Origin of the sequence: Acinetobacter sp. RF14B (assembly GCF_006864105.1) — a bacterium.
Taxonomy (GTDB): Bacteria; Pseudomonadota; Gammaproteobacteria; order Pseudomonadales; family Moraxellaceae; genus Acinetobacter; species Acinetobacter lwoffii_C.
The window spans coordinates 1-18,560 of sequence record NZ_SMTB01000016.1; the positions used below are offsets into that span (position 1 = coordinate 1).

At 42.7% G+C, this 18,560-nt stretch carries 18 protein-coding genes, 2 tRNA genes, 1 other RNA gene and 1 pseudogene; 9 read left to right on the top strand and 13 right to left on the bottom strand.

The window, feature by feature from the left end; all coding sequences use genetic code 11:
• Positions 1–278: RNase P RNA component class A (gene rnpB, locus E2K52_RS04110), an RNA gene on the top strand; the annotation flags it as partial.
• Positions 279–350: 72 nt separating this feature from the next.
• Positions 351–427, top strand: a tRNA-Met gene (locus E2K52_RS04115).
• A gap of 205 nt (positions 428–632) precedes the next feature.
• On the opposite strand, the gene E2K52_RS04120 is transcribed toward E2K52_RS04115, so the two are convergent.
• The 7 genes from E2K52_RS04120 to carA all read right to left on the bottom strand — a co-directional run bounded on the left by E2K52_RS04120 (position 633) and on the right by carA (position 8,595).
• Positions 633–827: a hypothetical protein gene (locus E2K52_RS04120; protein WP_151203904.1), complete on the bottom strand. Its 195-nt coding sequence runs from the start codon at positions 825–827 to the stop codon at positions 633–635.
• A gap of 15 nt (positions 828–842) precedes the next feature.
• Positions 843–1,379: a mobilome CxxCx(11)CxxC protein gene (locus E2K52_RS04125; RefSeq protein WP_151203905.1), complete on the bottom strand. Its 537-nt coding sequence runs from the start codon at positions 1,377–1,379 to the stop codon at positions 843–845.
• A gap of 42 nt (positions 1,380–1,421) precedes the next feature.
• Positions 1,422–2,039, bottom strand: coding sequence for a CatB-related O-acetyltransferase (locus tag E2K52_RS04130; RefSeq protein ID WP_151203906.1), 618 nt, complete (start codon positions 2,037–2,039; stop codon positions 1,422–1,424).
• Positions 2,040–2,070: 31 nt separating this feature from the next.
• The gene (locus tag E2K52_RS04135; protein ID WP_151203907.1) at positions 2,071–3,507 is read right to left on the bottom strand and encodes a cryptochrome/photolyase family protein; all 1,437 of its coding nucleotides are present in this window, start codon (positions 3,505–3,507) and stop codon (positions 2,071–2,073) included.
• Positions 3,508–3,641: 134 nt separating this feature from the next.
• Complete coding sequence (greA, locus tag E2K52_RS04140; RefSeq protein WP_151203908.1) at positions 3,642–4,118, bottom strand: transcription elongation factor GreA; 477 nt, start codon at positions 4,116–4,118, stop codon at positions 3,642–3,644.
• Positions 4,119–4,204: 86 nt separating this feature from the next.
• Entirely contained in the window at positions 4,205–7,438 is a 3,234-nt protein-coding gene (gene carB / locus E2K52_RS04145) for a carbamoyl-phosphate synthase large subunit (protein WP_151203909.1), read from the bottom strand.
• A 14-nt stretch (positions 7,439–7,452) separates the two neighbouring features.
• Entirely contained in the window at positions 7,453–8,595 is a 1,143-nt protein-coding gene (gene carA / locus E2K52_RS04150; RefSeq protein ID WP_151203910.1) for a glutamine-hydrolyzing carbamoyl-phosphate synthase small subunit, read from the bottom strand.
• Between the two features lie 309 nt (positions 8,596–8,904).
• Between carA and E2K52_RS04155 the strand changes: the two genes are divergently transcribed.
• Entirely contained in the window at positions 8,905–9,423 is a 519-nt protein-coding gene (locus E2K52_RS04155; RefSeq protein ID WP_151203911.1) for a hypothetical protein, read from the top strand.
• 323 nt (positions 9,424–9,746) lie between these two features.
• Here E2K52_RS04155 and E2K52_RS04160 read toward each other — a convergent pair whose 3' ends face one another.
• Positions 9,747–10,286 (bottom strand): DOMON-like domain-containing protein, encoded by a 540-nt coding sequence (locus tag E2K52_RS04160; RefSeq protein WP_151203912.1) that lies wholly within the window; start codon positions 10,284–10,286, stop codon positions 9,747–9,749.
• 14 nt (positions 10,287–10,300) lie between these two features.
• Positions 10,301–10,624 carry a ribosome assembly RNA-binding protein YhbY gene (gene yhbY, locus E2K52_RS04165; RefSeq protein WP_151203913.1) on the bottom strand — a complete coding sequence of 108 codons (324 nt, stop codon included), beginning with the start codon at positions 10,622–10,624 and terminating at the stop codon, positions 10,301–10,303.
• Positions 10,625–10,820: 196 nt separating this feature from the next.
• Here yhbY and rlmE point away from each other — a divergent pair, with 196 nt between their 5' ends.
• From rlmE to E2K52_RS04190, 5 genes and pseudogenes are all read left to right on the top strand, one after another.
• Positions 10,821–11,471 carry a 23S rRNA (uridine(2552)-2'-O)-methyltransferase RlmE gene (rlmE, locus tag E2K52_RS04170; protein ID WP_151203914.1) on the top strand — a complete coding sequence of 217 codons (651 nt, stop codon included), beginning with the start codon at positions 10,821–10,823 and terminating at the stop codon, positions 11,469–11,471.
• A 133-nt stretch (positions 11,472–11,604) separates the two neighbouring features.
• Positions 11,605–13,494, top strand: a complete 1,890-nt coding sequence (gene ftsH, locus E2K52_RS04175) for an ATP-dependent zinc metalloprotease FtsH (RefSeq protein ID WP_151203915.1) — start codon at positions 11,605–11,607, stop codon at positions 13,492–13,494.
• Between the two features lie 101 nt (positions 13,495–13,595).
• A pseudogene (locus E2K52_RS04180) lies at positions 13,596–14,187 on the top strand (GNAT family N-acetyltransferase).
• Between the two features lie 85 nt (positions 14,188–14,272).
• Entirely contained in the window at positions 14,273–15,127 is an 855-nt protein-coding gene (gene folP, locus E2K52_RS04185; RefSeq protein ID WP_151203916.1) for a dihydropteroate synthase, read from the top strand.
• Positions 15,128–15,226: 99 nt separating this feature from the next.
• Entirely contained in the window at positions 15,227–15,541 is a 315-nt protein-coding gene (locus E2K52_RS04190) for a DUF5713 family protein (RefSeq protein ID WP_151203917.1), read from the top strand.
• Between the two features lie 38 nt (positions 15,542–15,579).
• Here E2K52_RS04190 and E2K52_RS04195 read toward each other — a convergent pair whose 3' ends face one another.
• The 3 genes from E2K52_RS04195 to E2K52_RS04205 form a co-directional block, all read right to left on the bottom strand.
• On the bottom strand, positions 15,580–16,266 hold the full coding sequence (locus E2K52_RS04195) for a hypothetical protein (protein ID WP_151203918.1): 687 nt from the start codon (positions 16,264–16,266) through the stop codon (positions 15,580–15,582).
• 90 nt (positions 16,267–16,356) lie between these two features.
• Positions 16,357–16,442: transfer RNA gene (locus E2K52_RS04200), tRNA-Leu, on the bottom strand.
• Positions 16,443–16,621: 179 nt separating this feature from the next.
• The gene (locus E2K52_RS04205; protein WP_151203919.1) at positions 16,622–17,353 is read right to left on the bottom strand and encodes a hypothetical protein; all 732 of its coding nucleotides are present in this window, start codon (positions 17,351–17,353) and stop codon (positions 16,622–16,624) included.
• A 170-nt stretch (positions 17,354–17,523) separates the two neighbouring features.
• On the opposite strand from E2K52_RS04205, the gene E2K52_RS04210 reads away from it, so the two are divergent.
• Positions 17,524–18,030: a hypothetical protein gene (locus E2K52_RS04210; RefSeq protein ID WP_151203920.1), complete on the top strand. Its 507-nt coding sequence runs from the start codon at positions 17,524–17,526 to the stop codon at positions 18,028–18,030.
• Between the two features lie 210 nt (positions 18,031–18,240).
• On the opposite strand, the gene E2K52_RS04215 is transcribed toward E2K52_RS04210, so the two are convergent.
• Positions 18,241–18,519, bottom strand: a complete 279-nt coding sequence (locus E2K52_RS04215; RefSeq protein ID WP_151203921.1) for a hypothetical protein — start codon at positions 18,517–18,519, stop codon at positions 18,241–18,243.
• Between the last annotated feature and the right edge of the window lie 41 nt (positions 18,520–18,560).

Consider the following 18,560-nt stretch of genomic DNA (forward strand, 5'->3'; position numbering starts at 1 on the left):
GCGCGAGCCGACGGAAAGTGCAGCAGAGAGTAGACCGCCTTCATTGTGGTTCTGAGCAATCGGAACCGGAGGTAAGGGTGAAAGGGTGCGGTAAGAGCGCACCGCATGACTGGTAACAGTTCATGGCATGGTAAACCCCACCGGAAGCAAGACCAAATAGGGATCCGTTAGGCATGGCCCATGCTGGATCCGGGTAGGTCGCTTGAGCGTATGAGTGATTGTACGCCTAGAGGAATGATCGTTCTCGACAGAACCCGGCTTATCGGCTCACTTCAACAAATTTTGATCAAACAGTGCATTATGGGGTTGACGCTCTTTAAAGAAAATCTCATAATGCGCGCACAGTTTAAGGCTATGTAGCTCAGTTGGTTAGAGCACCGCACTCATAATGCGGGGGTCACAGGTTCAAGTCCCGTCATAGCCACCATATTCTAAAAAAACCCACTCCTATTGAGTGGGTTTTTTTATGTCTAAAATTAAAATAATTTAAATAAGGATAATTTTGAAGAGAAAATAATTTATTGGTTTGTTATTGTCTTTTTCATGAATTTTGATAGATATCTAGAGTTCATAGGTCAATAAATTAAGGGTTTTGAATAAAATAGTGTTTATTGAAAACCCTTAACTATTTGTTATTTACCGCAAGCAGGGCATTTATCATGTCCTTCGAATGGACCAAAATGTATGCCTTGCTGTTTGCTATTAAATCGCTCATTTAAGCTTTCCATACCAGTATTTAATGTGGACATGATAAGTTTACGTAAACGCATTTTTTCAGAAGGTGGTAAAGATTGAATATCTCTAATAATTTGTTCTACAGTAGCCATCTGATTTTTTCCTTGTTAAAAATTTGAACAGTTATCACAATTTTCAGATTTTTGTGGTTTAAGTGATTTTGGTTGTATTTTACATATTGGACAAACAATTTGAAAATTAAATAAAGTTCTTCTCATAGCATAGCGTTTTTCTTTATCTGTAATGTTTTGTGCTATATCTTCACTATTATATCGATTCTCTTTTTCCAGAAGACGTTCAATGAAAGTTTGTGGAATGGTTGCATCTTCTTTTGCTTGCTTTAAGTCGGAATGTATTTCTTCTTGTCGCTTTAAAGCTGAAATAGAATATTGATATTTGTCATCCCATTTGCTAATTATTGACCATAGAAAAACAATAACCTGAATTATTCCAAGAACAATTGCAATCGTTTTTAAATAAAGATTTATCTCACCAAATCCTAAAAAAATTAATCCAATTATTAAGGGTATTGCTAGTCCTACGAAATTTAATACTCTCATTTTTAATGAAAGTATTTTTACTCTTGCCTCAAAAATTCTTGCCGTTCCATATGTTTGGTAAATTTTTTCTTGTAAAGTATCCATTTAAAATTAAGCCATTTAAATTAATACTAATTATATAGTTTTTTATTTTTTATACTCACTAATAATTTTTAAATCATCCGTCTGCAACTGCTCACGCATTTTTAGAAACTGCTTTTCATCTATATCATAGATTTTGAGGGAAAGCAGTTTTTCTATATCTTGTTTAGGAAAGCGGTACTTCATAATTTTGGCAGGAACACCACCGACAACCGCATACGGTGGCACGTCTTTGGTGACCACCGCACCTGTGGCAACGACAGCACCTTCGCCAAGTATCACGCCTTGCATAATCATGGCACGTGAACCAATCCAGCAGCCATCACCAATGATGGTATCGCCTGCCGGTACAAAACTGCGAGTATCGAAAGGAAATGCTGATATCCAGTCAGTACGGTGCAACTGGTTGCCACCCATCATGATCACGCATTCGGCGCCAAAACAGACGAAATTACCAATATAAAGTTGATCAATCGGCTTCTCAGGTGTCGAGGGCTTGTCATGCAAATAGCGAACCACGCAACGTTCAAAGCCCTGATCCCAATAGGCTGAGTAATAACTATAATTCCCCTTAATATGAATATTCGGATTCTTCACTGTTCTGGAAATAAACTCGAATTCGCACCAATGCTTTACCGGGGAATTAACTAGACGTTCAGACATGAAATTTACAGACTTAATAATTTCAAACCCATTATAACTGAGTTTGGTTTAAATGCTGAAAAGCTTCTATTGCACGTACTCGACTACTTTTTAAATCAACAATAGGGCGTGGATAATCCAGATCTGGATTTGGACTTTTTGCATAAGGTTCATGAATTTGTTTGGCATCTAGATGCGCAATCTCAGGCACCCATTTACGAATATAATCACCGTTAGAGTCAAATTTTCGAGATTGACTGACAGGATTAAAAATACGGAAATAGGGTACAGCATCAGTTCCTGTAGATGCACACCATTGCCATCCACCATTATTTGCAGCCAAATCACCATCTATTAAATGTTGCATAAACCATGCTTCACCATGACGCCAATCAATTAATAGATTCTTTGATAAAAACATCGCACAGATCATGCGAACGCGATTATGCATCCAACCTGTGGCGAGTAGTTGCCGCATGCCGGCATCCACAATAGGGATGCCTGTCTGTCCCTGCTGCCAAGCATGTAAATCTTCAGGTGCATGTCTCCATTGAATACGCTGAGTATCTTGTTTAAAGGGCAAAGACATTGATATACGGGGAAATTCGAACAAGATATGTTGATAAAATTCACGCCATAGGAGTTCATCTAACCATATTTGCTGACCTTGATTGTCAAAATCAAGATAACCTGTATGACCAAATAATGCTGCTAAACATTGGCGAATAGACAGTATTCCAGTATTCAAATAAGCAGCAAGTTGGCTCGTACTATTGAGTGCAGGAAAATCTCGTTCTAAGTGGTAATGGCTGACTCGATGCTTAATAAAATCATCTAATATACCCCCGGCATGATGTTCTCCAACTTGCCAAAGTGTTTGTTGTTCTTCTGAGATGTGCTGATCTGGATAAATCGCTTCAAAACTGGGCAAGAGACGTGAAAAATCATCATGAGTTGCTATTGGGGGCTGTGCCTCAATAGTTGGGTAACAAGTGGGAATACTGATACTTAACTGTTCGTAGCACTGTTTTTTAAATGCACCAAAAACCTGGTAGGGCTGTCCGCTTTTATTGCGTATATTTCCGACCATAAAAAGCGTTCGATCATGATACAACTCAAAACCTATCCCATTCAATTCAAGGAGTTTCTGTGCTTGAGTATCTCTTTTTAATTCATTGATACCTAATTCAATATTGGCATGTACATTTTGAAGGTTATGTGTTTTACAAAGCTTTAGAAGTTGTTGTGGTAGATCTTTCCACAGGGGGATGATGAGGTGAATAAGAGGAATATTTAACTGAGCAAGTTCGTTTTTGAGTTGCTGGAGTTGTCTAAGATAAAAATCAATTTTAATTGGAGCGTCTTGATGTTGTTGCCACTGCGTGGGTGATAAAACCACCAGTGCAATGCATTCACCCGCTTGGCGAGCATGCCAAAGTGCCGTGTGATCATGAATTCTTAAATCTTGTCTAAACCAAATAAGTTGCATGCTAAGTCTGGAATCGGTTGTATTGAATATTGAAAAAGCATAAACATTTTTAATTGATTTCTATAGTGTTTAATGGTGAATTTATAATAAAAAGCCCCTCAATCGAGGGGCTTTTTATTTAATCGTCTTAAATCTTAAAGATATTCGACTTTTACTATTTCATATTCCACTTCGCCTTGCGGGGTTACGATTTTTACATCATCGCCTTCATTTTTACCTAAAAGGCCACGTGCAATCGGCGAGTTGACAGAGATTTTATTAATCTTAAAGTCTGCCTCGTCATCCCCTACGATTTTATAGGTTTTTTGTTCTTCAGTGTCCAGGTTTTCAATCGTTACCGTGACACCAAAAACTACACGCCCATTTTGCTCAAGCTCCTTGACATCAATCACCAGGCAAGCACCAAGTTTACCTTCGATATCCTGAATGCGGCCTTCACAGAAACCTTGCTGCTCACGTGCAGCATGATATTCCGCATTTTCTTTTAAGTCGCCATGTTCACGTGCTTCCGCAATCGCTGCAGTAATACGTGGACGGTCTACAGTTTTCAGTTGATGTAATTCTTTCTCTAAGGCTTCTTTGCCTTCGGGAGTCATAGGATAACGTTGCATAGTTGTCCCTCATTAATTAAAAAAATAAAGTCTAGAAATGAAAAAAGCCCGCCACCAAGAAGGTGACGGGACTTCTCAGTAACGAATTAACCTACTGTTTGTAAGTCTTGCAAACGATATACATCCATTGGCAATTTAATAGCGAGAGATTGGCATACAGCGTCAGCACCGTTCAGGGTCGTGGTGTGATACACCTTACCTTGCAGTGCAGAACGGCGGATTGAGAATGAATCCTGCTGAGCTTGCTTCCCTTCAGTGGTATTGATAATGAGGTGAATTTCGCCATTTTTCAAGCGGTCCACAATATTTGGACGGCCTTCGGTTACTTTATTCACACGCTCACATTCAATACCTGCCGCTTTAATGACGTCATAAGTACCGCCAGTTGCGATAATTTTGAAGCCAAAATCAGCAAGTTGCTTCGCAATACCTGCTGCACGCGGTTTATCGGAATCACGTACAGAGATGAAAGCATGTTTGATTTCACCTTCGGTTGGCAGGCCTGGTAAACGGTCATTTGAGCCTAATACAGCTTTATAGAACGCTTCACCAAATGTTTTGCCTACACCCATCACTTCACCTGTCGATTTCATCTCAGGGCCAAGGATCGGGTCAACACCAGGGAACTTGTTGAATGGGAATACTGCTTCTTTCACAGCGAAGTGAGTCGGGATAATTTCTTTAGTAAATCCTTGAGATTCTAAAGATTGACCCGCCATACAACGTGCAGCAACTTTCGCTAAAGAATCACCGATACACTTAGAAACGAACGGCACAGTACGTGATGCACGTGGGTTCACTTCCAGAATATAAACATCTTCACCTTTTACGGCAAACTGGACGTTCATCAGACCGATTACGCCAAGCTCTTTGGCCATAGCCACAGTTTGACGGCGCATTTCATCCTGTACGTCTTTGGATAAAGAATATGGAGGAATCGAACATGCAGAGTCACCCGAGTGAATACCAGCCTGCTCAATGTGCTGCATGATCCCACCAATCACCACGTCTTTACCATCAGATACGCAATCTACGTCAACTTCAATCGCATCGTCGAGGAAGCGGTCAAGCAGGACAGGGGCATCGTTAGAGGCTTGAACTGCATCACGAAGGTAGCGTTTCAGCTCTTCTTCGTTATATACGATTTCCATCGCACGGCCACCCAGTACATAAGATGGACGTACAACCAGTGGGTAGCCTACTTTCGCTGCTTCCGCGATACCTTCTTCAGCAGATTTAACAATGCTGTTATTTGGCTGACGAAGTTGCAGACGTTGAATCATTTGCTGGAAACGTTCACGGTCTTCTGCACGGTCAATCGCATCTGGAGAGGTACCGATAATTGGCGCACCTGCTTCTTCTAAAGCCCGAGCCAATTTCAATGGAGTTTGACCGCCATACTGTACGATAATGCCTTTAGGCTTTTCAGTACGTACGATTTCAAGTACATCTTCCAATGTAATCGGTTCAAAGTACAAACGGTCTGAAGTGTCGTAATCGGTAGATACTGTTTCAGGGTTACAGTTCACCATGATGGTTTCATAGCCGTCTTCACGCATGGCAAGCGCCGCGTGTACACAGCAATAATCGAACTCGATCCCTTGACCAATACGGTTAGGACCGCCACCAATCACCATGATCTTGTCTTTGCTTGATGGATTTGATTCACACTCTTCATCGTAAGTTGAATACATGTACGCTGTATCAGATTCAAACTCTGCTGCACAAGTATCGACACGTTTGTAAACTGGCGTTACACCCAGGTTCCAGCGGTGCTTACGGAATTGTTTTTGTGAAATACCCATCAGGTTCGCGATGCGCAGGTCAGATAAACCTTTGCGTTTGAACGAACGGATGTTGTCTGCATTCAAATCGCCAAAACCTAAAGTTTTGATTTCATTTTCAGTCTTAACGATGTCTTCAATCTGGATCAGGAACCAGCGGTCAATCTTGGTGGCTTCAAAGATATCATCTAAGCTAAAGCCATGACGGAACGCATCAGCTACATACCAGATACGCTCTGGCCCCGGCACTTTAAGTTCCTGCAGAATCTTCTCGCGTGCGCCTTCAGTGCCCACAGCAATTTGTTCGTCAAAACCACATGAACCTACTTCAAGACCGCGAAGTGCTTTGTTCACAGATTCCTGAAAGTTACGGCCGATTGCCATCACTTCACCCACCGACTTCATCTGGGTGGTCAGCGTTGCGTCAGCTTGTGGAAATTTCTCGAAGTTGAAACGTGGAACTTTGGTAACCACGTAGTCAATTGAAGGCTCGAATGACGCAGGAGTTGTACCGCCGGTGATGTCATTTTTCAGTTCATCCAGGGTATAACCCACAGCCAGTTTCGCTGCAATTTTCGCAATCGGGAAACCAGTGGCTTTAGAGGCAAGGGCAGATGAGCGTGATACGCGCGGGTTCATCTCGATGATCACCATACGGCCATCTTCGGGGTTGATCCCGAACTGAACGTTAGAACCACCTGTTTCTACACCGATTTCGCGAAGAACCGCTAAAGATGCATTACGCATCAATTGGTATTCTTTGTCAGTCAATGTTTGCGCAGGTGCAACAGTGATGGAGTCACCGGTGTGTACACCCATTGGGTCAAAGTTTTCAATCGAACATACGATGATACAGTTGTCGTTTTTGTCACGAACAACTTCCATTTCGTATTCTTTCCAGCCAATTAAAGATTCATCAATCAATAACTGTTTGGTTGGAGAAAGATCGAAACCACGTTCACAGATTTCAAGGAATTCTTCACGATTATACGCAATACCACCGCCTGAACCACCCATGGTGAAAGATGGACGGATAATGACAGGGAAACCGAAACGTGCTTGAATTTCCAGCGCTTCTTCCATTGATTCAGCAATGGCCGCTTTTGGACACTCAAGACCGATTTTGCGCATTGCCTGGTCGAAGAGTTTGCGGTCTTCGGCTTTTTCAATGGCTTCTTTGCTCGCCCCGATCAGTTCAACATTGTATTTTTCTAAAATACCGTTGGCATCCAGTGCAAGTGCGCAGTTCAATGCAGTTTGACCGCCCATGGTAGGCAGGACTGCATCTGGACGTTCTTTTTCAATGATGGCTGCAACCGTTTGCCAAGTAATTGGCTCGATATAGGTTGCATCCGCCATTGCTGGGTCAGTCATAATAGTCGCAGGGTTCGAGTTAACCAAAATAACACGGTAACCTTCTTCACGCAGCGCTTTACATGCTTGAGCACCTGAATAGTCAAACTCACAGGCTTGACCGATAACAATAGGACCAGCACCAATAATTAAGATGCTTTTAATATCCGTACGCTTTGGCATTATTTGCTCCTTAATTACTTCTTAGATGCTTCGATAAGTTCGATGAAATGGTCGAACAATGGCGCGCTGTCATGCGGACCAGAGCTTGCTTCAGGGTGCCCCTGGAAGCTGAACGCAGGTTTGTCTGTACGATGAATCCCTTGCAGGGTTTGATCGAACAAAGATTTGTGCGTTGCTTTAAGGTTGGCCGGCAAGCTTTCGCCATCTACCGCGAAGCCGTGGTTCTGTGAAGTAATCATCACTGTACCATCTTCAAGATTTTGTACAGGATGGTTGGCACCGTGGTGACCGTGAGGCATTTTCACCGTTTTAGCACCTGAGGCAAGCGCAAGAATCTGGTGGCCTAAGCAAATTCCAAATACCGGAATGTTGCGCGCATCTTCTACAATTGTTTTTACAGCTTCAATTGCATAGTCACATGCTGCCGGATCGCCAGGGCCGTTTGACAGGAATACGCCATCTGGATTCAGAGCAAGGACTTTTTCTGCAGGAGTTTGTGCAGGAACTACAGTCAATTTACAACCGTGATCTGCAAGCATACGTAGGATGTTGGTTTTGACACCGTAATCGTATGCAACAACATGGAATTTAAGTTCTGGTTGAGAGAAGCCTTTACCCAGCTCCCAAGAGCCTTCAGTCCACTCAAACCCTTCAGGGTCACAGCATTCTTTTGCAAGGTCTAAACCAGTTAAACCACCAAAAGCACGTGCTTTTTCTAATGCTTCTTCTTCAGTGATATTTTCGCCAGCAAGGATACAGCCACTTTGTGTGCCTTTAGAGCGCAGAATACGTGTCAATTTACGTGTATCGATGTCTGCGATAGCTACAATGTTATGTTGTTTTAGATAATCACCAAGTGATTGCTCTGCACGGAAGTTACTATGCAATAAAGGCAAGTCACGAATGATCAATCCGTTGGCCCATACTTTATGAATTCGACCTGACTCAGTGTCTTCATCATTACAGCCTGTATTACCAATATGTGGGTAAGTTAGGGTGACAAGCTGCTGTGCATAACTCGGGTCAGTCAAAATTTCTTGATAGCCAGTCATGGCAGTGTTGAAAACGACTTCGCCAGTCGTACTACCCGATGCACCGATTGAGGTACCTTTAAAGATAGTACCGTCGGCTAGGGCTAAAATTGCTGGGGTGCTCAAACCAAAGCTCCTGAAATTTAGGCTGTAAAAAAGCGAGAAGACGAAAAAAAAGGAAGGCTGCTTTAAAACCCACCCTCCCTATGTCTGCTCGCTTGAACTTAACACGGCATTATACGCAGAAACAGTTTCCAAGTCCAATAGCTTTGGTACGAAAGTGTAAGATAAATCCCTTGCTTTTTATTATGAAGTCTGTTTTTTGACAGTGTTAGAAAAATGTAAGCGAGTTGGCATTGTCTGACAAATCAGATTCTAAGTTTGATCAAATCCACATAATATTGCCGGGTCATAATAAAAACAGGAACAAGATTCATGACTACAGCATCCAAAACCACCAATTCCAAGAAGCCGTTAAACAAAGTCGTTGCTGCAACTGCAGAGCAACTGGAAAAGGCCACAGTGGAAGCCAAGGAACAGGCGCTTGAAAGTATCGGGCAAAGTAAAGAAAAGCTGGAAGTTGAAGCGAAGCAGTTAAGCGATACGGTTCAGGAACAGTTACGTCAATTTAGTCAGGATGTGCTTCAGCGTGTTGATAGCATAAAGGAGCAATGGTTTGGCTCACAAAAAGAACTGAAGAACTTTATCAAGATCGAATTTACTGCGGTACTTGAAGACTTATCCAGTCTGGGTAAAGAGTTTAAACAGGATGTCACGCAGATTTCCAGCAAACATAAAGAGCTTTTAACGGGCACCTTGAAACGTTCTAAAGACAGTACAATTGAAGTCCTGAAGAAAGTAAAACTGGTGGTTAAAGAAAATAAGATTGCAGAACCAGCACAACCGGAATTGAAAATTGAAGAGTCTGATAAAAAGTCGGGGCTGGGAAGTTAAGCGATAAAGCAAGCATCATCTAATAAGATTAAGGGAGAGCATTTCAGTGTTCTCCTTTACATTTCGGTCAAGGCTTTATGAAAACATAACTAATCATATTGCTTTATTATCCTTTTAATTTTTTTGTTTTTTTCTAAAAGGATTCGAAATAACAAAACCTCTTTTTTCTACAAAACAGTAAATTTCAGATATTTCAGAAACGCTTCAATAACTTAATTTTAAAGAATTATCATTTAAATAAGTTTTTATAGGGCTAATCATCAAAAAAATGTGAGACTGAAGGCCTCACATTGATCTGACTTTTTGAACTGACGCCGTTGGCATTAAAATACATGCAACCAGTCACGTTTATTATGGAAATCCGCTTGCGGACTACTGTGCTGCATGGCATAGAACTGTGTGCCTTGAGTGGTGCTAAGCACAGCAGACAGGCCAATAAAGAGGTCAGACCACTTTAATTCATGGCTGGACATAAAGTCGGTCAGATCCAGACTGACATTCAGGCCATAATGAGTACGCTTGAGCTGATTTAACTCAATATCATTTGCTGCTTGAGGAGGCATGTCCTCTGGATAGCGATATTCTTCAAATTGATAGGCCTGCCAGGCTTGAGAAGGAGAGAGGTTAATTTCACGATAGAAATCCTCATCCCGAACCCCGATAAAAATTTCAAAGCAGGTCTGCTCCCATAAGAAATCCTGACGTGGATGGGCTGCCACTAAATCTGGCCACAATACATACTGGTTTGGATCACTCAACCAGAAACCCACATTCAAGCTACATGGGTTTTGCGGTTCAATAGCTCCCACCAGAGAGATAGCCTGAAAACGGCGATCAAAAGCGCTTAGTTCATAACTCGCCATAATAGATGTTGTGCTTAGTTAGACAGATGAGCAAAACGGACAAGATTCGACAGTTTCTGGTTTTGTTTTGGCGATTTTCTGTAAATTAGGGCAATTTTACCAATGGTTTGTACCAATTCAGCACTCGTAACATCGACCAACTCGACAATCATTGCAGCACGCGCTTCACGGTCTTCTGCAACCACTTTAACCTTAATCAGTTCATGATCATTAAGGGCGCGGTTCAGCTCTTCAACCACAGATTCAGACAAGCCCTTGTCGCCCAGCATAACGACCGGGTTTAATGCATGTCCGATTTGACGCAAACGCTTACGTTCCTGAATAGATAAAGATGCCATGAGAGATAACCTGAATTTTAAAACGACTGAGTATAACAAAAGCAAAGAATAAACGCTGTAAATTCTAAGGAAATTATCAAGGACAAGAGGCTGGTATTTCGGCAGCTAAACTGAGATTTAGATACACATGTATACTGCAAAAACTGTGTTTTTCACGTACAATCCCAAATTGGAAGTTTTTTTTATTTAGAGAGTTATGGCAACACGCATTACCAATCAGAAGTTATCCAAAAGTAGTCGTGCGTGGATGAGAGAGCATCTAGATGACTTTTATGTGAAGAAAGCACAAAAAGAAGGTTATCGTGCTCGTGCTGCATACAAGCTGCTTGAGATTCAGGAAAAATACAACATCATCAAACCTGGCATGACAGTAGTGGATTTGGGGGCTGCACCCGGAAGCTGGTCGCAAATCGCCGGTAAACTGGTGGGTGATAAAGGTCTGGTGATTGCATCGGATATTCTGGAAATGGACGCGCTTCCCGATGTGACCTTCTTGCAAGGCGATTTCCGTGAGCAAGAAGTATTCGATAAATTGTTAAATATTTTAAACGGACGCACAGTAGACGTTGTAATTTCGGATATGGCCCCCAATACATCAGGTAATAAGGCTGTAGATCAACCGCGTCAAATCTATTTATGTGAACTTGCTTTGGATTTTGCCAATAGAGTCTTGGGACCGAAAGGGCAGTTTATCGTCAAGGTATTCCAGGGTTCCGGCTTTGATGAATTCCGTAAAGAAGTCGTGAACAGTTTTGATGTATTGAAGACGGTTAAACCTGCTGCATCACGTGCCCGTTCTAAAGAAGTCTTTCTGGTGGGACAGGGTCGCAAGAAAGCTTTAAAATAAAGTTTACTTGCCAAGGCGTTAAAAATTGTGCATTTTGTACATTTTTACATTATTGCAAAACGATTTGCAGCATATTGATTAAGGTCACCCCTTGAGGGCAAGATCAAATTAGATTGGAATGGGAAATAAAGCTTTGAGCGATCTTTTTAAGAATGCCGTATTGTGGCTCGTGATACTGGGTGTGCTGGTGCTCATCTTCAGCAACGTCAGTGACCGCAATCAACCGACTACAATGAACTATTCAGAGTTCGTTGCCGCGGTCAATGCTGGCCAAATTAAACAAGTTACAATTGACGGCGAAAGGATTCGTGGCGAAAAATCAAACGGTTCAGAGTTTGAAAGTATTCGTCCGGCAGTTCAGGATCCTGAACTGATGCCAAGCCTGATTAAGAATAATGTGGTGGTTGAAGGTGAAGCACCTCAGCGCCAAGGTCTGCTCATGCAATTGCTAATTGCAAGTTTCCCTGTGCTTTTGATCATTCTGTTATTCATGTTCTTTATGCGCAACATGGGTGGTGGCGCAGGTGGCAAGAATGGCCCGATGAGCTTTGGTAAATCTAAAGCGAAAATGCTTTCTGAAGATCAGATCAAAGTGACCTTTTCTGATGTGGCTGGTTGTGATGAAGCCAAGCAAGAAGTAGTTGAAATTGTTGATTTTCTTAAAGATCCTGCAAAGTTCAAACGTCTTGGTGCGACCATTCCCAAAGGCGTATTGATGGTCGGTCCTCCGGGTACAGGTAAAACCCTGCTGGCCAAAGCAATTGCTGGTGAAGCCAAAGTTCCATTCTTTAGTATTTCAGGTTCTGACTTCGTTGAAATGTTTGTCGGTGTGGGTGCATCTCGTGTGCGTGACATGTTCGAACAGGCAAAACGTCATGCGCCATGTATTATTTTCATTGATGAGATTGATGCAGTCGGTCGTCACCGTGGTTCAGGTACGGGTGGCGGTCACGATGAACGTGAACAGACCCTGAACCAGATGCTGGTTGAGATGGATGGTTTCGAAGGTAATGAAGGCATTATCGTGATTGCTGCAACGAACCGTGCAGACGTGCTGGATAAAGCTTTACTGCGTCCGGGCCGTTTTGACCGTCAAGTGATGGTTGGCCTGCCAGACATTAAAGGTCGTGAACAAATTTTAAATGTTCACCTGAAAAAACTGCCTTCTACCACAGGGGTCGATGTCAAAGTGCTGGCGCGTGGTACACCGGGCTTCTCTGGTGCACAGCTGGCCAACCTGGTAAACGAAGCAGCATTATTTGCCGCACGCCGTAACAAAAACACGGTCGACATGCATGACTTTGAAGATGCCAAAGACAAGTTGTATATGGGGCCTGAGCGTAAATCGATGGTACTTCGTGAGGAAGAGCGTCGTGCAACGGCTTATCATGAAGCTGGTCATGCGATTGTGGCTGAAATGCTTCCAGGTACAGACCCGGTGCATAAGGTAACGATCATGCCGCGTGGCTGGGCGTTAGGTGTGACCTGGCAGTTGCCTGAACACGACCAGACCAGTCATTATAAAGACAAGATGCTGAATGAGCTTTCAATCCTGTTTGGTGGCCGTATTGCAGAAGAAGTCTTTATTAACCAGATGTCAACAGGTGCATCGAATGACTTTGAACGTGCAACTAAAATGGCACGTGCAATGGTGACCAAATACGGGATGTCTGACAAATTGGGCGTCATGGTCTATGAAGATGATTCACAGCAATCTTTCATGGGCAGTATTGGTAGTCGTACGATTTCTGAAGCTACCCAGCAACAGGTGGATACTGAAGTTCGCCGCATCATTGATGAGCAATACAAGGTTGCACGAGATATCCTTGAAAATAACAAAGATATCGCACATGCAATGGTGAAAGCCCTGCTGGAATGGGAAACGATTGATCGTGAACAGATTCGAGACATCATGGAAGGTCGTGAGCCTCAACCACCGAAGGTGTATGTTGCAGAAAACCCTGTAATTGATGTAACACCGAACGATGGTCCGATGACTCCTCCGCCATTACCAGCGAACTAAGTGAAAAATTAAAACCACCTTCGGGTGGTTTTTTTATAACTATAAAAATTGCTGCAAAGTAGGTTAAATTGCGGAGCTTATAAAAATAAAAGAGCTATAAAATCAACACGAATTTATTAGTCTCCAGTGGATACGGAGTACGATTAGAGCCTTTATCGAGCGCATATGGAGAATCTGAAACTTGCCTGTGCTGATGATAAATTGAGAGAGGTTTTTTATGCCTCTGCACCTTATCCAGAAACAGTTGAAGTCTATATTGAGAAAGCTTTAGTGCAGCAGGCGAGGGATGAAGGTCTAGCTTTTGCAGTGATTGATGAGCAGAGCAATCGAGCCATTGGTTCAATCAGTGATCATGATATTAAGCCAGAAATTCCTAGACTTGAGATTGGCTATACTTGGTATGCACAAAGATTTCAGGATACTCATGTCAATCCAGCCTGCAAATACTTATTGCTGAAACATGCCTTTGAAATCTTACAGGCTCAAGTGGTTGCGTTTAGAACTGATCATCTGAACTTGTGGAGTCAGGCAGCAATTCAGGTTTTAGGTGCTAGACAAGAGGGTGCCCTACGCTGTCATACCCTAAGAAAAGATGGCAAGACCATTCGTGATACGGTGATGTTTAGTATTCTTCAGAACGAATGGTTCGAGGTAAAAGCCAAACTAGAGCAGTTTTCAGAACATCATGCCTGATTCTTTTACAGGCCAGGCAGAACACAGCTTGCGTTGTCTGATAGAACATGGACAATAAGTCGCAAATTTATCATGGAGATTACACATGCAGCTGAAGCCGCTACGTCCACAAATCTGGAATTTTGGTCGTTTAACCCTGGATTTGTCTCAGCCGCAGGTAATGGGGATTTTAAATGTGACTCCAGATTCCTTTAGCGATGGCGGACGACACAACTCTAAAGATGCTGCACTCGTGCGGGCACTGGCTATGCTAGCAGAAGGTGCAACAGTTATTGATATTGGTGGGGAATCTACCCGTCCCGGTGCATCTGTAGTCACAGTAGAAGAAGAAATCCGTCGAGTGGTGCCGGTGGTTGAGGCACTGGCCAAACATGATGTGATTATCTCCATTGATACTTCAGAGCCAGAAGTGATTAAGGCTGCGGTCAAAGCAGGCGCACATATCTGGAATGATGTACGTGCGCTGACTCGTCCGCTGGCATTAGCAACTGCGGCAGAGTTGAATATCCCCGTGATTGTCATGCACATGCGTGGTGAGCCGACCACCATGAACAATCTAGATCAATATCAGGATGTCACTAAGGACGTCATGCGTGAACTGGGCCAGCGGGTTCAGGATGCTCTGGACGCGGGAGTTAGGCCTGAACATATCATGATTGATCCAGGCTTTGGCTTTGCTAAAAATGCCCAGCAAAATCTGAAATTACTTCAAGAGTTTTATAAACTGACTGAGATGGGCTATCCGATTTTATCGGCATTATCACGTAAACGTTTTATTGGAGCGGTATTGGACGCTACAGACCCAGAGCAGCGCGCAGTAGGCTCGGCAACCGCACATTTACTCAGTATCCAGCAAGGGGCCTGCATGGTGCGTGTCCATGATGTAAAAGCCACCGTAGACGCAATCAAGATCTGGCAGGCGATGCAGCAGGCAATTTAATAACTGGAAGACAGGTGGCCACAGCGGGCTGTTTGGCTTTTGATCAGCAATGTGTTATACAGCACGCTTATTTGACTATCATCTTTTAGAGTACCTGTAATGTTTGCAGATTTACTTCTCCCTATGTTCGATGATGAATATTATCCCGATATTCTGGTTGCTGAGGTTAAGCAGCACATTGAGCGTTTCGCTGAAAAAGTGTCAAAGTCCGGTTTGACTGAGCAAGAGGTATATCCACTTGCACATCTTGCGGTTGCTGAAATTAATGCCATGAAGCCGCAGTTTAAAGATCTGGATTCTTCTCTGGATGGTACGGCTGCAGATTATATTGCAGAAGCCATGATGATGGTGGTACAGGAGCTTGGTCTGTTTGATCTCGAGGTGGAAGAGCTGGTCGCTAACCGTGAATGGTAACACCCAATCATTTCAAGCCCTGTAAATACAGGGCTTTTTTATGTGTTCTTAAAATAGTCTTTAAAGCTGGTGAAGCGGATACGCTGAAGAAGTTGCTGTTCTTTCTGCATGCAGCGTATATGAAGGCTTTTATAATAGGCGGGCAGATCAGGTTGATCGGGGACATATTGTGGAGACTGAGAACGCGATTGCTGATAGGCCCAGAAGGCGAGCTGGCGAAGTTTTTGCAGTCGAACCTGATCCAGAACGCTTGTATTAGGCTTAAAAAACGGCTCTAAAATAGCAGCTCCACCTAATAAAACCGAAACCAGCAGCATACTCAGAATAACCAGCCAGTCTGAATGAATCAGATAAAGGTTAACTAGAAGACCCAAGAAGATTGGAATGTGCAGATACAGACAGTGCTGTAGATGTGCGGCATAGACTTTGGAACTGAACTTGGCCTGATACTGGATATAGGCCATATAAGGGTAAAATAGCGTAATGAGCAGCATCAAACTCATGTTAAAGGCTGCTTGGGCTTCATGAAAGAAATAATATTCCAAAGCAATTGAACCCAGACTGCAAAGCAGACAAATCAGCAGCGATAGCAGATTAAGGGCAATCACAAACTGGATTTTTTGTAGCGTACTAAACTTGAAGCGGCTGTAATGCAGTTTCAGAAAAAAAGCATCGGGATGCTGTAATTGTAATCTGGCGAAATTGAATGATTTTAATTCTGACATGAAGATTTCGGGTGGCAAAGAAAATTCAGGCACAAAAAAACCAGCTTAATGCTGGATTTTTTTATTGCACCATTTTAACCAGAATTAAAATGGTGCCCGAGGCCAGACTCGAACTGGCACGCTTTGTGGGCGGGGGATTTTAAATCCCCTGTGTCTACCGATTTCACCACTCGGGCATGTGCGCAATCATAGAGGACGAAATAAAGCTTGGCAAGCAAATTTCTCTACGAATGCTTTATTTTCAATCAGTCTTGCGACTTAAGATGTGAATCATCTCTCATGAACCCGAATAAATTCCATCACTGAAGCTTGGCCTTGTAAAAAGCTGATTTAAAACAACTGGAGAGGATCAGGCTTAGTGCCGCTCATTCAGATAGGTCTCTATATCGAGATATTTAAGCGTTTTGCAGTACTCATATTCAGACTTGAGCAAACGGGTATAAAGCTCGGCATAGCACTCGAGCTGCTGTTTGCGTTGCTTATATTGTGGGTGATCTTTAGCAGAAAAAATTAATTGCAGGCGCAGGGCAACGGTTTGACGATAAGCCCAGAAACACGCGCGGCGGAGTTGTTGCAATTGATAATATTCATGGTTTTGGGTACTGCTACGAAACAGGTTTTCTTTATAAATACGCACAAATCCAACGCTTAGACCAAAAAAGAACAAGCCCCACATGACCCATTCATTTTCCAGAACTAGTAGATTTAAACCTTCTAAAATAATGACCACTGTCAACTTGAGTGGAGCATAGCGCAAGACATGATAAAGAGAATAAGAAGAATGTTTGACCTGCTTGAGGATGAAAGGCACCACCAGCATCAGAAAGAGCAGGATTATCAAGATAGCTGTGCTTTGCGTCTGAAAGGCAGACAGTTTTGGAAATGAGAGCTGCAAAAAATCCCGTAACAACAGGCAGACCGGTATAAAAATCATGCCGGCCAGAATCCAGGAAATTATTGCCTTGCGATCTTCTAGCAATATACCGTGTGTCTTGAGTTGGCTATAGAACAGATAATTTCTTTTAAAGGCAGCGGGATAAAGCAATTGCAGTTGCTGTAACAGAAGACTGACCTGTTCGGTGCGCATTATGAAACCAGAATTGCGGAAGAGACTGGCCCTACTATAGAGGATCTGTCCAAGAATGATAGGCTCAACAAAATTTTTAGACTTATCGGCACTGACAGCACAAGATTTTAGTTTTTTAGTTAGGATTTATGCGAAAATAGTCAATTAAAGATTATTTTTAAGGACAGTGTATGACTGATCAATCTCCTGAGGCTTTAAGCGACATCGAAATTCTAGACATTCTTCAAAGTATGAAGAATGATGAACTCGATACTGAAGCATTAGAAGTCATTCGTCAGGGTGGTAAAGCGGGTCGTCAGGAAGCGCACAAACAGGCATTGGTCGCCCTGCATCAGTCATTTGAAGCGAAATTCGTGGAAGCCGTTGCACTGGCCTTGCACTTAAATGAAGCTCAGATTAAAAAGATTCGCTATAAGAAAGACCGTATCCGCATTTTAAAAGCACGCGGGATTGATTATCTGGCAATTGATGGCGCAGAAACTGCTTTTGTACTGGCCCAGATTGCACAGGCGATTGCCCGTGAAGATGCTATTGTCACACATGACCTGCATAATATTTTTCCGTTCTGGAAAGAAGGCTGGCCAATGGTACAGTACGATAATGCCTATAAGATTTTGCAAGACGATATTCAGATTCACTATCAGGCCGTGTTAGATGTTTTACTGACTAAAGTTTAAAGCCTGATAGATTTGGGGGTGTTAACACTTCATCTATGCTTTGTTCTTGCGCATGGAGCTAAAACTTCTCAGATTTCGTTATAAAACTTGGCAATAGTCTCGCTGTTTTCCTCGTTTCATGCATCATCTGCTCAGTTTTAGCTCTTATAGCGCAATCCATTTATGCAATGGCAATAGACCCTGATTAAAGCACCAAGAGCGGTGCTTTTTTTAATCATGAAAAAACAAAGACAAGAGCCAGCGGATTGGGAAAGTAAATACTCGCCACCAGCTATAAAGCGGCCAATAAAGATAGTTGCCAAAGTTGAGGGTGGCATCAAAACCATACCGTCTTTTCTCAAAAGGATAGGGAGTCATAAGTACGGTCATGCACAGCATGCCAATGGCAGCCAACAGCAATAAAGGATTCTGCTGTTTGGCAAAAAAGAAATATAAAAGATAAAGGGCGGAATAAAAAGCCAGACAGGCCAGAAGGGCAATAAAATTCATTTTATACGCTGATTATTTTTGTATTTGAAGTGACAGGAATC